The following is a 15,291-nucleotide window of genomic DNA, read 5'->3' on the forward strand; positions in this document are numbered from 1 at the left end:
AAAAGAAAGGCATTCCAAAGAATCCTTTCTTGAAAGGTTAGAAAAATTTGAGCGAGTTGATAGTGGGCTAAGCTGCTTTCTTATATGTATGATAGAGACCATTCAGTACAGGCATCGCTTCAAGTTTTGTCTCTTCCGCTGAAGTCTGGAGATACGTTGGTGAAGTAATTGGCGTCTTGCCGTCGATGCCTTGATGTGTCCGATCATTGTTATAATAGCTGATGTATTCTCGTAACAGCGAATATAAATGCCGCTCATTCAGTGGGATGATGTGGTCCAACAGTTCTCTCTTCACTGTTCCAATGACTCTTTCTGCGTAAGGATTTTGCCATGGCGAGCGATAAGCCGTCTTCTTCGAAGCGATTTCCGATGATCGTAAAAACGCTTGAAATGCTTTAGAACAGAAAATTGGATCGTTGTCATGCAATAAATACTTGGGTACTTTACCATAAGGTGTTGCGTTGCGGAATTGCTGGATGGTCCATTCAGCAGTCGGGTTTGTAGTGACAGCGAAGTAAACGATTTCCCGGCTCTGATGGTGGATGACGACTAAGCCGTACAACACTCGGAACTTTAATGTAGGAATGGTAAAGAAATCGGTCGCCCACAGATCGTGGTGATGATTACTCAGGAACATCTTCCAAGACTGTACCTGTTTTTGCGAAGGAGGCTTCCTGGTAGTAGGCAGGTATTTGGCGATTTTATTGGGTGCAGGCGACTTTTCAATCCCTAAAGCTAGCAACCTTTCATGAACTTTCTCCGGTGACAACAAGGGGTTTTCCTTATGTATGCGTTTTATCAATTGGATGGTAGCTGGCGATATGTTTGGCCGGCCTATTTTCTTAGAAATCCGTCGCCAATGGAACTTAAAAGCTGTCCGATGCCATCGGATAACGGTATCGGGCTGGACTATCGTCAATACCTCTTTCCAGTGTCCTAAATACTTCGAAAGAAACACCCATAGATGTCGAAATGCCGGTGTTGGCGTAGGCTTAGGAAGCTTCTCTTTCTCGTATCGTTGTACATATAATGCAAGTTGACTCCTAAGAGCAATATTTTCCATTCTGACGGACTGTGTCGATTGGGAGTAGAGCCGTAGGAAGCGACCCAGATAGAGTAGCCATTCCATGCAGTAGTTACGTAGTTTATTAATGTTCATGACGATTCCTCCTTGCTTGTTGCTTTTGTATACCATTGTAGCCTATTATCATAATCTACGGAATATTTGGAAGAGAAGCCTTGCCTCTATATATTACAGTCATTCGACAAAACATAGCTTTTAAATCTGTTGGTTTTAGCTCATCAGCCACCTTATTCTAGTAGATTGAAGAAAAGAAAAGGTGATCTAGTGTATTATGAAGCCGTATATTCAGTTCTGAAAGAGAAAGGGTTTGAGACCATAAATGAAGTACATGATTATATAGGTCAATTTCTGGTCATACCATCGGATTGCTTATATATAATTGAAAATCATTTCTACAAGATTGTCGCCATCGATATTTATCGAATGGAAGTCAGACTGTTGGAGACAGACGAAAAGGGAACACTGTTATATGACGATTATGATAAAACCATCAAACACAAGTTGCGAATAGAGAAGTTTGAGAAGATTGCGGAGAAATTGGAATATTAGTATTTGAAAAAGGATTGAATGAATGTTCGAAGGCTGAAGAGCCTCTGTTGTATTGGCTAAATCCTTGTTGCGATATTGCTTTTAAGAAGCTCATATTTCACTATACTTAGCATGGTTTTTGAAGAGGTTTTGAAAAACGGATAGGAATTTTTCTACATATAGTTATACAAACATCAAAATACTAATTATGAATAACCCTGCTTCCATCTACGGAGGCAGGGTTATTTCGTGGATACTCCGCAAGCTATGCTGGCGGTTAGCCGGTATATACATCGGAACCCGATCGAAACAAAAATACCCATGGGAAAGCATTTGTCTAATTATTCTTTTAGTACGTTCCCATATTACTACTCCTCTGATAAAATGACTGAACCTTACATAGACATAGAACAACTTCCACGCTATTTGCCACCACCGTTTGAGAAAACTATAGAAGCTTATGTTGATTATTGTTTAATGAAAGTTGAAGAGATATTGAGTATTGAGCGGTATATTTCTTAAATTGTTTCCCGATTATGTCATTCTAGTACTGAATCACAAATTAGGTGACGTCGGAATTCGTCTCGACAATAGTCTAAAGAATCGCTACTGTTTGCGACACAACTCCACCATTATTCAGACAGTTAGATGAGATAGTTTCTTGACTGAGAAATCAATAGAGGGACTATTTTTATTGCAAAATAAAACCTTGAATTGCAATATTAAATTAGCTACTTTGATAAAATCCAGTGTATGTATGAGGGGGAATGTAATCCCTCAATTAACGGGTTAGTTTTGGAAATACTATGCTAACTTAGCCAACTCTTCTTCAAACAAAATGGATGGCTATCGATAGTTCAAAATCTTCCTGGGCAACTGATTCAGTGCCTGATAAATACGTTGAATAGACTCTGTAGAGTAATTAGATACGCTTTTCCTTTGAATATATCGTCTGAGAAGACCGGTGTGTCGCTCATTGGATCCTCTTTCATACGGAGCATAAGGACGAGCGAAATAGACATCCGTGATATCTTGTAGCCTCTTTGTCATATTGGAAAACTCGTTGCCATTATCCGACGTAATCGTTTTGAATACTTGAGGAAACCGCTCACCGAAATCCTATCGTAACTGGTTCATCGCAAAGCCGGCCGAATCATGATCTTAATCATCTAGTAGAATCACATAATAGATTCTCGTTCAACAAGCGTCAATAATGCGGTGTCATAAGATTTCTGTCCTTCTACCGTATCAATTTCGTAATGACCGAATTCTTGGTGTCTTCAATTTCAACGGGTCGTTCAGCAATACCCATGCCCAAAACACAGCGATTTCTTCGGATGCATTTAGCCTTGGTGTTCCTTCTCAGTTTCATCGGCAAGTCTATATTTCGAACGCGCAATACATCTAAATCGATAAATTCATTCGCGATAAGTAGTTTGCTTTTCGCACCGCACTGAAGTCGATTTCGTTCATATATCGCCTGTTCTGTTTCAGCGAAATAGGTTGTATAGGGCGTGCGACCCGTCTTAAGCTGGGGCGTGGTTCCACGCTTCAGTTCATTAAGCAATCGTTTGATTAACGCGTCCTAAGCGTCCACCAATCTCTCGGTTGGTATTTCCATACTTGTAAAGTGCCCCGATTTGACCGCGCTCAAAAGCCGACAGGTGTTTATTTTTACGGTTTTGTATGGTACTCTCAAGTTGTGCCACTATAAAACTTCCTCTCATTGTTAGTCTCGCAACTTCAATGATACACGAATTTTATAGTGGCATTTTTTATTTGAATTTAGGTGGCTAACTTGATTGTACAATTGGCCAAGATATAAAGTAGCTTATTCATATGGGGATTTGTGTATACTTTCTATTGATTATTGATATAATTGTATAGTGCTATATATGAAATTTATAGGAGGAAAGTTTGCATGACAATTCAATCTAAACGAAATCACGTATTAATCGTGCTTATGGCAATAATCGTTCTGATGACTGCGCCGATCACTACAAGCGCGAAAGGGTTTTCTGATACAGAAAATAGTTCACATGAAAAAGCAATAATAGAACTTGTTGAACAAGGAGTCATTTCGGGGTATGCGGATGGAACGTTTAAACCTAACAAGACATTGTCACGTTCTGACGTTGTAAAAATGATGGGGAAATGGCTAGTATCTCTTGGATATGATATTCCAGCAGACTATCAGACAAAACCGCGTTTTACTGATAATAAGTCAATACAAAATGAAGAATTACTGAAATACTCAGCCTTAGTAAAGGATCAAGGAGTTTTCAACGGTCAAGCTGATGGTACACTTAACCCGACTGGTGAAATTACTCGTGAGAATATGGCAATTGTGCTTGTTCGCGCTTATAATGCCATTCACAAAACAGATCTTGTAGGATTTGTTGCGAAGCAAACATTTAAAAAGGATGTACAAGATTTAAAATCAGCCAAAGCGGAAGCTCGCCCATTTGTTGATGTACTCGACTTTTTCGATATTACCAATCCGGTTGCAGTTGCGTTTAATCCCAAGAATACGACTACACGGGGTCAATTTGCATCCTTCTTATTTAAAACAGCATCTGTTTCCGTCCCCACTGAAGACAACAAGCCGCAGCAACCAACTGACAAATCGCCAGTTTGGAAATATGATGGTGAGAAGCAATTGAGTCTTAAAAATGGAGAGAAGTTTACACTTCCGGCTGTTCAAGCGGTAGACTATTCAGGTAAAATAATCGTGCTTCAAACTGTCATTACCGATAATTCTGGGGTAGTTATTAATGATATTAATACATCTACTAGTGGCACTTATACGATAACGTACAGTGCGATAGATGGAGCGGGAAATAAGGCGCAAGATTTGAAAATCACCGTGATTATTGAGAAACCTTCTTCTGTTGAAGAAGATGATTTTGTTATAGCTTCGATTGAATAAAAGATGATGCCAGGCTTTAAAGAAGGTACCAGGTACACAAACAATTATAAATCGTCATCTGCGGCGGGTATGGATTTCTGAATAACTTGTTGCTGGTTTTGAAAAACACGTGTTCATGCGTCACACAACATTTATTAAAGAGGTAAGCTTTTAGCACTGTTGGAAAAACAGTGCAATATCAAAGAGAAGAGTCTTCCGAATCGAGGAATCGATTGGAAGACTCTTCTTCAGTACTTTCGAGGCGTGTAGAGGTCAGGTGTCTAGTTAAACTCGTCAGGGTACACTGATTTCGCCAGTAGTTCAACTGCTTCTCCAATGCGCGGTCCCGGACGTGACATAATATCGCTGTCGAGTTGCCATACGCGATTTTCTTTCACTGCATCCAGGACGTCCCAGCCTTCGCGTTTTTTAATATTGGCAATGGCATCGTCTTCATAGGACACTGTAGTGATGATCACGTCGGGGTTTTTCTTCAGGATATCTTCTTCTGAAACTTTAATCCATCCCTCTTGGTCAGCAAACACGTTGTTCACCTTCGCCAAATCGAAAATCTCTTGTTGGAACGTATTGCTTCCTGTTGTGTAGATGTCCGGGGCCGGGCTAATCTCATAATACATTTGCTGTTGCGTTTCTATTTGGGTTAGCTTTTCCTGTACTTTACTAATCCGGCTTTTAATAGAATCAACCAGTTTTTCCCCTTGGTCTTTTACGTTCATTACTTCCGCAATCTGTATAATGTCACCGTATACGTCGTCGAAGGAAGAAGCGGACTCGATGACGAACACAGGGATATCTGAGTCTCTCAACGTATTCAATGCTTCATCCTCGCCGATTGTATATGCAAGCACTACATCAGGTTTCAATTCGACAATGCGTTCTGCGTTGAAGGTTACAGAATCAGATATCCGCTCCACGCCCAGTGCTTCAGAAGGGTAGGTATCGTAGTCGGTCGCTCCGATCAGTTTATCTCCTTCATCGAGGGCATATAAAATTTCTGTATTGCTTGGTTGCAGGGAAATCACAGTTTCAGGCACCTTATCGAAGGTGACTTCATTGTCGGCATCATCTGTAACTGTGTAACTGGAAACTTCATTTGATTCGACGGCTGGTTTTTGATCTTTGTCTGCAGGTGTGTTGGTATCATTTGACGAACAGCCGGCCAGAACGAGGAATAGGGAGAGGACTGATGTCCAGACCCATACGTTTTTTTTACTCATTAATTATCCACTACTTTCTTTTTCTTTCTGATGGGATACGATTTACTAACGAATTGAATTTCTTCGACACCGCATACTTTATTCGTATAGACGGCCATCACAAACAACACATTGGCAAGCAAGTGTGTATAGTCGAATAAAATATCAGGCACTTCACGTTCAAGTGACACTTTATGCAGTGCGCGTACAGATTTTTTCGCTTCGCTTCGACAAACGTGCAACACGCAAGCGGCATGGGTACCTTGTGGTAGCACAAAGCGGTCAATCAAACTTTGCGTCTCATCTGTATAAAAGTCATACATCTCACTCAGTTTTTCCACGTCTTCCGAGAAGATAGCGGTTTTACCGCGTACAGAACCATTCAAGTGATAGGCCATGGGCTGCAGATAATGTAAATCATCACACACCCGCTGAACAGGATTTACAGCAATTGCTTCGCCAATTCGCGTAGTTAATGAGTCTGTACGGATTTCAAAGTCTACCGTCGAAACGGATTCCCTCATAAATGGATAGCAAAGAAACCGGTTGTCTTTCTTCATTCATTCCAACTCCTTTCAATAGATTTTGAACAAATTCTGCATTTTGCTTATGTACGAACAGAAAAAACCGCCACGATATCGATATCGGGCGGCGGCAAAAAAATCTATAGCAAATTGCATGCCAAATAGAGAGTATGCCGTATCTTCCCTTATCTTCCGAAGAGCAAAATACTGAATGAATCAGGTGGGTATCCTGGCTTATGCGTCATCCATCCGTGAGAGCCTTCCCATCAAGTTAACTAAATAGTGGCATGTTCTCACTTCGTCGGCATGTACAGTTGCGGAAACAGCTTCGGCTTTCAACCGAATTCCCCGGCTTCTGATTCTCTTAACTTATTCAATCAATAAAGTATAGCACAGGCAAGACTCGAATGTGATACAGAAGTCCAAGATGGTTGATTTTTCACCCATCGAGTTTTCTATACTAGAGATAGAAAGTAGTTGCCATTCATTATAGAGGAGATTTTCATGAACGTAGTTGAATTACACCCATCGTTTGATAGCGAAAACACGCGAACTCCAACGTATGCGGTATGCAATGATCTCCGTAATGGTAAGGTTTCGTTTCAACAACTGGAACAGACTGCGAGATTTACTGCTGGGCAGTTGAATATAATAGGTGATGTCTGTTTCGAACGGAAATGGAGTAATCGTACGCAGGTAAAACTCATTCGGATCACCTGCACAATATCGGACTTGCAAGGAAGGCGGGATATATCGATGGAAGCACTGGAAGAAGCGCTTGTGTGGAAAAAGCTGCCTACTAGTTTGCAGTCGATAGGGGGTGTAGGTGCTATTCAAATGTAAGCGAAATTGGCGCCCGAATACCTATTTTCATGTGGTGATGCTTGGGAATAACCGCCAGAACATTATCTCATGTATGGATTCGCATTCCATTCTGAGGTACTTGCCGCCACCTTTTTAGAAAACTCGTTCTAGCTACGTTAGCTATTGTTTGCTTGAGATGGATAGAAGACGAAGGGTAAAGTGAAAAGAAGTAAACAGTCTCCAAAATTTAAAACAGTAATGAATTTTGCGAGACCCAATGTTATTTTTCCCTGCGCCTTTGCTGATATACCTTTGAATGTACACAGGTGAAGTAAAAGAGTATCCTTATAGTATAGACACTTACGATGCGCAATGTATTGTGCGTTAACATAAGGATTCATTGATAAGGAGGCGCTCATATGAGCCAGATGACGGCAGTTAATGTAATTCGGATTGAAAAAGGAAAGGGTCAAGAAGTTGCGGCACGTTTTGAAAAACCAAAAGCTGTCCATACGTTTGAGGGATTCGTTCGGATGGAAGTATGGATGAAAGAAGATGTTGAAGATCATGATGAACTTCACATTTGCACTACATGGGAAGATGAAAAATATTTTGAGGCATGGCGTAAAAAGCGGGCAGTTGATAAAGCACAGGCTCGTGCTATACAAGAACAAAATCCTTCCGGACAGCCGGAAGAGAATCCGATTCTTGGAACTGAACTATCTACATATTTGACGCTCGTTCAGCATTTGCCGGCTGAAAAGGATTAACTACTGGAGCAGCTTGGTTTAGAACGTATCGAAACAGTTACCAGGTCCCTAAACAATTTAGCCCCTACTTAGACAACTAAAGAATAATAAAACGAGGAGCTCTTCAACTGAGAAATTTGTTGGAGAGCTTTTTTATTCGATTAAGCCGGCATATACGCAACGAGTAACAATTGAAGGAAGGTTACGAAGAATAGATAAAAAAGTTGCATATCAATAACTTCATTTTTAAGAAATGAAAATGAAAAATATGAACTTAAGCAATATAAATTCTTAGGTGCAACGGATAGAGGAAGGGGTATGATACCTGTTGACTCAGGTGATTATTTTACTGAATACTCAAATTATAAATGGTATATGTGTATCATACAAATAGATATACAGCAAGCTTCAATGATACATTCAGACTATCCCAAGAAGAAAGTTATTGTTGTAATTCATTAATAAGTCGCAAAATGTAAATGGTGAAAATACTGTAGATATTGTGTTGTATTTAGGAAGTAGTGAAGTGGCTAGAGTGAAGGACTATCATATTTAGGTTTATGAAAATCCAGCTATAGGGTTTGTGAATCCATTTCAAATAGGAGTCCAAAGTACGAAATTTGCTATGACGGTAGACTTGCTTAATGTAGATTTTTCTCAGACTGCTGATGTATATTTACGTGATGAAAAAAATAATAGAATAACAAAAATGGATAAGATTATTGAAGAGTATTACAAAGAAGAGGAAAAAGCTAGGGAAATAGAATTTGGACTACCATTTAATGAATTCGTGCAATTGCAAGAACATAATTCATAAGACGTGGTGGCAGAAGATTCTTATATCAGTACTACATATCATTCGCAAATGCCGGATTTGCGATATCGTGGAGTAGGTGTTAATTTACTAGATGCTAACCCTTATAAAATAGTGATTGAACAGGGGGGAGAAATTACAAAAGAGTTGAATGGTATACAAGCTTTCTTCAATGATGAAACGTATAATGAAGAAAACAACGTGGAGTTGTTGCCGAAGTATTTTGCGGAATATGGCGCACCATATAATGTGAAGTTCTATAACTCTACTAACGATGAGATGACTAATTTTAATTTTTTATCAGAAAAAGGTGTTGTAAATGAAAATGATAGTTTGAATTCATTGGAAGGATTCAAAACATCTAAAAAGAGAGAAAACGTTAAGAAAACTAAGACGTGGAGCGTGAAACTTAATAAGTCTGTAGATGAAAATACAATCAACAGCGGTAATACATATATTGTAGAAAAAGAATCCGGCAAGTCCGTTAAAGTCGATTATGCCTTGCAAGAAGGTGGTACCGTATTAGAAATTATTCCGGAGAAAAGTTTCAAGTCGGGTGCAACGTATACTCTGATTGTGGACAAGCGTGTTTCGTCTGGTACAGGTTCACAGTTGAAAGAGCCTGCCGCTATTGAATTTACTGTAGAATGACAGAAATGTTTCTAAACACTGTCTTACGAACAGATACAATTTATTTATGTAACTTCTTCACCTCACGCCGACTCGCTGTTATATTTATGGTTTTAACTATAATGACGATCATACTTCCATTTGTTCTGCGGTGTATAAACAATCAGGAATTAAAATGTATTCCTTAATAAATGTTGCACTCTAGAACCTTCAGTTTGTAAAAGCGAATTGAAATACAAATTTTATAGCAAGTTTAGTATTATAAGTAAGGCTGTATTTTACATACAGAGAGTGGAGGCGATTATAATTATGATCAAAAAGACATGTGACCGAGTTCTTAAAAGTTTTAAACATTATTCTGACGCCCTATGGATTCTCGTATTTTTATTTTTTTCGCTACTCCTTTTTCACTTTTCTATTTATGTTATGAGTTTTCAAAGTTTGGATAGTAGCCTGATAAAGGAGTTCACTAAAGACGGGTTAAAATTTCAACAATTTTTGGATGAACTTTTTTCACCACTACTACTCCGGGGGCTAGGTTTAGGTATAATGCTGTCGGCCGCTTTTCTATTCTCATGGCTAGTAAATAAATTTGTGGTAACTGAAAATGGTTGTCAAGATTTGCTGGATAAATTGGCAACCATAAAAAAGAAATTATTGCTTTCGGTGGAGCAAGTTGGTTTTACTCGAACTTCAGTCTATCTGATTTTTAAGTCAAAAGTGATAGTCATTTTACGTATTAGTGTGATTGCTACAATGATAGCAGAGCAAATTCAACGGAATACTTTGTCCTTTTCAATATTTATTTTTTTAGCAATATATCTATTATTTACTGTTCCATTGAAAAATCCCGAATTTTCGTCAGATTCTGTAGAGAGAAATAGACCTCATCTATTTATAGCGATTACGCCTATTTTTATGACAACATTATTTACTCTATTAATCACATATGAATATAAACTAGATCTACTGTATTCTTATCGCTTTTTTATAGTTATATTGCTATTTAGTGAAATTCTTGTACTTCTTTCTTCTTACGCAGTTGAATTGCTCAAATCTGATCTAAAGTACGCTAAGTTGGGGAAAAATCCTCACGTGGATGTACCGCAGAAGCTGAGCGGGTATATTATACGTCGCAATAAGAAGAATTTAAATCTCTCACTGTTTTTGTATATGGAATTCCTTTTGATTCTCTGTGCCTATTTCATTTTTTATACTTTTGATATATTTTCATGGAAAACAAAAAATGAAGTATTCTCGCTAAGCAATTTTTTACTAAGCATTACAGTGGTGTTATTCGCGCGATTGTTATCAAGATCCATTGAAATAGTCGTTGCTTTCTTTAAAGACATATTATCCAAAGAGAAGAAATCATCTGATTTAGACGGGAAAGACCGTATGTTGTTGGCTGTTAAAAGTCTGATTGAAATTATGCTGTTGGCAGCTATTGTAAGAAGTGCTTACAATTTGTATAGTGAGCCCATTGTAAACGGTGCAGCAAATTACGATTTATCGCACATATATAGCACAGTAAAAATATTGATAGTCAGTTTGTTTGAAAGTATTGCTACGATGGGATTCAATTTATCGTACGAACCCCGTTTAAATATATTCGAACAAATAATACACCTAACTCAAATAATTGTGAGCATTTCTCTAATAACCTTATCCATTGCTACGTACATTTCCTTTAAGCAAAAGGTGGACGACAAATAACAGTTGCTATAGATCGGCAGTGATACGTAAGTGTTTTTGTATGTTTAAATAAATCTATAGAGAAGTCGATCAAAGAAAAAACATATTTGAATTGTTAATTGAAATTATTGAAAAAGAACGTATCGAGAAATTAGAAAGGAAGGTAGTGCATTCTTCCGAGTATATTCCAGCATAAAAAGCATTACCTACACGTCTCGCAATTATTTCGAATGTGCTTTCAGGCAACTGTTTGTAGTCAATCTGCTACCATTTCATACGGTCGATTAAAAGGAACTCAAAATCACTATAATTTTGAATTCCTTTTTTTGTTACGTATCTTTAGATTCCCCTTTGTTTTTCAAAAACATAAAGAGCGATGCACCGAAAATGATGATATAACCAAGGACGCTAAAACGATCAGGTACTTGTCCGAGAAACGCTAGACCAAGTAATGCTGTAAACACTACCGTGAAATAGTTAAAAACAGATATTTCTTTTGCAGGTGCAAATTTGTAAGCGAGCGTGATACCAAATTGCCCAATCGTTGCGAAGACGCCACCAAGAAGTAAGAACAATGTCTGCTGCATAGTTATCGGTTCGTATCCATAAATGACAAATGGCAAGAGCACTACTGTGGTGAATCCTGAGAAGTAAAACACCACCGTGTAAAACTGTTCTCGATTGCCAAGTGCTCGTAGCGCCGTATAAGCAGCTCCGGCAAAAACTGCTGATAAGATCCCAGCTGCATATGGGACAATATCAAGCGAGAATGAAGGCTTTATGATGAACAGAGTGCCGAGGAAAGCTACTACAATGCTATAGATTTGATACGGTTTTACATATTCTTTTAAAAAGAATGCTGCGAAAATGATCGTGAAGAAAGGGCTCATTTTGTTGAGCATGTCGGCATCTGCTATCACCAGATGATCGATTGCGTAAAACAGTAAGATGATGCCAATTATGCCAAGTGCTGATCGTAAAAGCAAGAGTGGTTGATTTTCACGTTTTCCGAAAAAGCGTTCTTTAATGTCCTTTCGCATACTTGGGAAAGGCAATAGAAGCTGGGGGTTATATTTTACTGCCGGTATTATGGAAGAAGGAGTTAGATTGTTGTAGATAATCAGCTTAAGGATGAAAGAAAATTAAAAATATATGCACATTAAGAACTATTAATATTGTAATTCCATGGTAAAATAATAAGAAATAAATGACAAGAAGGTGAGACTATTGAAACGTAGTAAGCAATACTTTGTTATCGTCATTGTCATAACGTTGATAGCTCTTGCCTATTATTATTCACAAGCCCTAAAGGCGGATACTTCCATCAGCCACGGGAAAGTTGATCTATCCGAAACAGGTTTTCAAGAAAAAGGTGTAATTGCACTTGACGGAGAGTGGGAGTTTTATTGGAAGCAGTTACGAAGTCCTGAAGATTTCAGCGATGAAACCCCACACAATCTGCAGTACACAGTGGTTCCAGGAAGTTGGATGCACGACCAAGAAGGCAATACGTATGACAGTACGGGATATGCAACGTACAGGATGGTGGTTGCGAATATACCGTCGGACACGAAGTATTTTGGTTTACTGAAAGGGAATATAAGAAATGCGAGCCGGATATTCGTAAATGGGAAATTGGTTTTGGAAGATGGGGATATTTCGGAGTCGCCGGAAACGAATGTATCCGGTAATAACTCGATGGCGGCTTTTTTTGAATTGGAGAGTTCGACCGCCGAAATTATCATTCAGGCATCCAATCATGATTTTATCGTTGGAGGTATAGCAAAATCGATTACGTTTGGAACGCAAAATGAGATTATGCAACTGCATCAGCGAAATGTCATGTTTGAATTTGCGATGATTCTCATTGTAGTGATTATCGGTATTTTTTATCTCTTCTTGTTCTTGATTAATGCAGATTATCGAAAGAAGGAGCCCGCCACACTTCCGCTCGCATTAAGCTGTCTATTCTATGGAATTATGAGCAGTATATACAGCGAACGAATTATTACAGTGATATTCCCTATGATCAGCATGGACAGCACATTTCGTTTTGGGCATTTAATGAGTGCTTTCACAGTGATTACCGTATTGATCGTGCTCAATCAGATCAGTCCCATCTTTTTATCCAATCGAATAAAAAATGGTATGTTGATTTTTTACAGCATTTTCATCTTAATTATACTTTCGCTCCCCATGACTATTTACTCCAATATATTGGAGTTTTACATGGTGACCACAGTCGTCTTTTACTTTTTTGTATGGCTAAGAGTACTCTGCCTGTTCATCAAGAAAGGCGGTCCTGAAATTGACAGTGTAGAACATATTGCCATGATAGTTTCATTGCTCAGCGTTTACTTGTTCTGGTTCGATATGATTTTGTACAGTACGGGGTTAAAGCAGGATATGTTGATTTCGTTCTTGATGATCGCCGTCTACAGCATTGCTTTGTCCGTCCTATTGATTTTCCGATATACGAACTCTTACAAAAAGAATGAAGAATTGTCGACGCAATTAATTGAAACGTTCTCCACGCTCGATCAAACGACAAAGATCGCAAAGAGAAATGAATTGGCCTTTTTACAAGCGCAAATCAAACCGCATTTCCTATTTAATACGCTTAGCAGTATCATCAGTCTTTGCTATACGGACGGGAAACGTGCAGGCAAAGTCCTGTCCGATTTGTCTAACTACCTGAAGCGGTCTTTCCAAATAGATATTCACACCGATTATGTCACCATCGACAATGAATTGAAATTGATTCAAGCGTATGTCGAGATCGAGAAAGTAAGATTCGGCGACCGAGTGGACATGATTTATGACGTAGACGAAGAAATTCTTTCGTGCAAGATCATTCCACTCATTATCGAGCCTCTTGTTGAAAATGCCATCAGGCACGGTGTTTTGAAAAATAAAAGTGGAGGCAAAGTGAAATTGACAATTAAAAAACAGGATTACGGCATATATGTGGGTGTTCAGGATAACGGAAAAGGTATGGATCCGCATCAATTGAATGCTATTAGACGCGGGGAACGAAACCTAGAATCGCTGACTGGTAACGGTATAAGTTTGGCGAATATCCATAGTAGATTGCAAAGTTTTTATCAGACTGAGCTGCAATTCGAAACAAATCCCCTAGGCACAGATGTCTATTTTATTATTCCTTTACACGATGACGAGGAGGAGACAGCCAATGATTAAAGCGGTGTTGGTGGACGATGAGATGTTGGTGTTAAATTACTTAGAGAAGATTGTAGGAGAGACAACTGACATCGAAGTAATCGGTACGTTTACGGATCCTGAACTTGCGCTAATTGAAATTCCACGATTGGAGCCGGATGTGTTGTTTTTGGATGTGGACATGCCCGAAATGAACGGAATGGAGTTGGGGGAAAAACTCATCCAAATCAATAACAATGATGAAATGGCGATAGTTTTTGTAACGGCATACGAACAATATGCGATGCATGCTTTCGAGCTAAATGCGATTCATTATATTTTGAAGCCGGTAGACAAGCAGTCGGTAGAAGAAGTATTGAATAGAGTATACAAGAAAAAGCGAATAACGCGAGAAGAGACGAAAACAGTAGGCGAGATTTGTTTGTTCGGAAACATACATTTACGTATGAATGATTCCCGAACCGAGTTCATGACCGCCAAACTGGAAGAGCTTCTTGCCTTATTGATCATGCACCGAAAAAATGGCATCAGCAAATGGCAAATCATTGATATTTTATGGGAAGAACACTCCATGGAAAAGTCCCAACAAAATCTCTACACGATGATCTTCCGACTCAAGAAAACATTAAAAAAAGCCGGTATTCCTGTTGAGTTGGAGAGGAAAAACGGCATGTATAAAATCATGCTACCGAGAGTTCACTGTGATTTAATCGCGTTCGATCAATTTATGGATAAAAAACTGAAGATTAACAGCCAAAACCTTAAGGACTTTGAAAAAGCCGTCTCCCTGTATCAAGGAGAATTATTCGATGGGAAAGGCTATATCTGGTGCATGAGTGAAACGGAAAACTATTATCAACAGTACGTACGTCTCGTAAACGAACTGGCCAACTATTATAAAGAGAATGAGTGTATAACACAATTGGGAGATTTGATTGATAAAATCAAGCCGGTGATCAGGGAAGAAGACTTGGAGAGCATAATAATTGAGTGTGAGGCATAACAAACAACAGCGTAGGGGAATGAAATCCTCTGTGCTTTTTTTATGTAATCATTTAAATGTAAGAAAAAAGTAAGAACGGCTTGCTATACTATCTTTAACGTAGAGTACTTACATTTTCCTATACGAGTTTTTAAACGATTGATTCATAGAAAAGA

15 protein-coding genes and 1 riboswitch are annotated in these 15,291 nt (G+C 38.7%); of the genes, 9 read left to right on the plus strand and 6 right to left on the minus strand.

Annotated features, from left to right (window positions below; translation table 11 throughout):
* Positions 1-67: 67 nt before the first annotated feature.
* Complete coding sequence (locus CSV76_RS06850) at positions 68-1,159, minus strand: integrase core domain-containing protein (protein WP_099625073.1); 1,092 nt, start codon at positions 1,157-1,159, stop codon at positions 68-70.
* A 189-nt stretch (positions 1,160-1,348) separates the two neighbouring features.
* Here CSV76_RS06850 and CSV76_RS06855 point away from each other — a divergent pair, with 189 nt between their 5' ends.
* A complete protein-coding gene (locus tag CSV76_RS06855) occupies positions 1,349-1,633 on the plus strand; it encodes a hypothetical protein (protein WP_099625074.1) in 285 nt (94 codons plus the stop codon).
* 825 nt (positions 1,634-2,458) lie between these two features.
* Here the strand turns inward: CSV76_RS06855 and CSV76_RS17955 are convergent.
* Entirely contained in the window at positions 2,459-2,662 is a 204-nt protein-coding gene (locus tag CSV76_RS17955; protein ID WP_483315643.1) for a hypothetical protein, read from the minus strand.
* A gap of 509 nt (positions 2,663-3,171) precedes the next feature.
* The gene (locus CSV76_RS17960) at positions 3,172-3,321 is read right to left on the minus strand and encodes a helix-turn-helix domain-containing protein (RefSeq protein WP_158232746.1); all 150 of its coding nucleotides are present in this window, start codon (positions 3,319-3,321) and stop codon (positions 3,172-3,174) included.
* Between the two features lie 212 nt (positions 3,322-3,533).
* On the opposite strand from CSV76_RS17960, the gene CSV76_RS06870 reads away from it, so the two are divergent.
* On the plus strand, positions 3,534-4,541 hold the full coding sequence (locus tag CSV76_RS06870; protein WP_099625076.1) for an S-layer homology domain-containing protein: 1,008 nt from the start codon (positions 3,534-3,536) through the stop codon (positions 4,539-4,541).
* Positions 4,542-4,801: 260 nt separating this feature from the next.
* Here the strand turns inward: CSV76_RS06870 and CSV76_RS06875 are convergent, their stop codons facing one another.
* Entirely contained in the window at positions 4,802-5,758 is a 957-nt protein-coding gene (locus CSV76_RS06875; protein WP_085428216.1) for an ABC transporter substrate-binding protein, read from the minus strand.
* Positions 5,758-6,297: a hypothetical protein gene (locus CSV76_RS06880; RefSeq protein ID WP_085428217.1), complete on the minus strand. Its 540-nt coding sequence runs from the start codon at positions 6,295-6,297 to the stop codon at positions 5,758-5,760. Before CSV76_RS06880 ends, CSV76_RS06875 begins: the two co-directional genes overlap by 1 nt.
* A 165-nt stretch (positions 6,298-6,462) precedes the next feature.
* Positions 6,463-6,649: riboswitch (cobalamin riboswitch) on the minus strand.
* A gap of 116 nt (positions 6,650-6,765) precedes the next feature.
* Between CSV76_RS06880 and CSV76_RS06885 the strand changes: the two genes are divergently transcribed.
* From CSV76_RS06885 to CSV76_RS06905, 5 genes are all read left to right on the plus strand, one after another.
* Positions 6,766-7,104: a magnesium chelatase subunit ChlI family protein gene (locus CSV76_RS06885; RefSeq protein WP_099625077.1), complete on the plus strand. Its 339-nt coding sequence runs from the start codon at positions 6,766-6,768 to the stop codon at positions 7,102-7,104.
* Positions 7,105-7,484: 380 nt separating this feature from the next.
* A complete protein-coding gene (locus tag CSV76_RS06890; RefSeq protein ID WP_085428219.1) occupies positions 7,485-7,835 on the plus strand; it encodes an antibiotic biosynthesis monooxygenase in 351 nt (116 codons plus the stop codon).
* Between the two features lie 604 nt (positions 7,836-8,439).
* A complete protein-coding gene (locus CSV76_RS06895) occupies positions 8,440-8,631 on the plus strand; it encodes a hypothetical protein (protein ID WP_099625078.1) in 192 nt (63 codons plus the stop codon).
* Between the two features lie 48 nt (positions 8,632-8,679).
* Complete coding sequence (locus tag CSV76_RS06900; protein WP_099625079.1) at positions 8,680-9,279, plus strand: Ig-like domain-containing domain; 600 nt, start codon at positions 8,680-8,682, stop codon at positions 9,277-9,279.
* A gap of 288 nt (positions 9,280-9,567) precedes the next feature.
* Positions 9,568-10,974: a hypothetical protein gene (locus CSV76_RS06905; protein WP_099625080.1), complete on the plus strand. Its 1,407-nt coding sequence runs from the start codon at positions 9,568-9,570 to the stop codon at positions 10,972-10,974.
* A 308-nt stretch (positions 10,975-11,282) separates the two neighbouring features.
* Here CSV76_RS06905 and CSV76_RS06910 read toward each other — a convergent pair whose 3' ends face one another.
* Positions 11,283-12,008, minus strand: a complete 726-nt coding sequence (locus tag CSV76_RS06910; RefSeq protein WP_483315644.1) for a DMT family transporter — start codon at positions 12,006-12,008, stop codon at positions 11,283-11,285.
* A 172-nt stretch (positions 12,009-12,180) separates the two neighbouring features.
* Here CSV76_RS06910 and CSV76_RS06915 point away from each other — a divergent pair, with 172 nt between their 5' ends.
* Positions 12,181-14,154, plus strand: a complete 1,974-nt coding sequence (locus tag CSV76_RS06915; RefSeq protein ID WP_099625082.1) for a histidine kinase — start codon at positions 12,181-12,183, stop codon at positions 14,152-14,154.
* Complete coding sequence (locus CSV76_RS06920; RefSeq protein WP_158232747.1) at positions 14,147-15,136, plus strand: response regulator; 990 nt, start codon at positions 14,147-14,149, stop codon at positions 15,134-15,136. The genes CSV76_RS06915 and CSV76_RS06920 overlap by 8 nt, the downstream gene beginning before the upstream one ends.
* The last annotated feature ends 155 nt before the right edge of the window (positions 15,137-15,291 follow it).

The organism is Sporosarcina sp. P17b (assembly GCF_002743115.1).
GTDB lineage: Bacteria > Bacillota > Bacilli > Bacillales_A > Planococcaceae > Sporosarcina > Sporosarcina ureae_C.

Bases quoted from the DNA above. Each gene is read 5' to 3' on its own strand.
- CSV76_RS06890 (WP_085428219.1), top strand. From the start codon at position 7,485: ATGAGCCAGATGACGGCAGTTAATGTAATTCGGATTGAAAAAGGAAAG.
- CSV76_RS06905 (WP_099625080.1), top strand. From the start codon at position 9,568: ATGATCAAAAAGACATGTGACCGAGTTCTTAAAAGTTTTAAACATTAT.
- CSV76_RS06880 (WP_085428217.1), bottom strand. From the start codon at position 6,297: ATGAAGAAAGACAACCGGTTTCTTTGCTATCCATTTATGAGGGAATCC.
- CSV76_RS06870 (WP_099625076.1), top strand. From the start codon at position 3,534: ATGACAATTCAATCTAAACGAAATCACGTATTAATCGTGCTTATGGCA.
- CSV76_RS06875 (WP_085428216.1), bottom strand. From the start codon at position 5,758: ATGAGTAAAAAAAACGTATGGGTCTGGACATCAGTCCTCTCCCTATTC.
- CSV76_RS06885 (WP_099625077.1), top strand. From the start codon at position 6,766: ATGAACGTAGTTGAATTACACCCATCGTTTGATAGCGAAAACACGCGA.
- CSV76_RS06850 (WP_099625073.1), bottom strand. From the start codon at position 1,159: ATGAACATTAATAAACTACGTAACTACTGCATGGAATGGCTACTCTAT.
- CSV76_RS06900 (WP_099625079.1), top strand. From the start codon at position 8,680: ATGCCGGATTTGCGATATCGTGGAGTAGGTGTTAATTTACTAGATGCT.
- CSV76_RS06895 (WP_099625078.1), top strand. From the start codon at position 8,440: ATGACGGTAGACTTGCTTAATGTAGATTTTTCTCAGACTGCTGATGTA.
- CSV76_RS17955 (WP_483315643.1), bottom strand. From the start codon at position 2,662: ATGACAAAGAGGCTACAAGATATCACGGATGTCTATTTCGCTCGTCCT.
- CSV76_RS06920 (WP_158232747.1), top strand. From the start codon at position 14,147: ATGATTAAAGCGGTGTTGGTGGACGATGAGATGTTGGTGTTAAATTAC.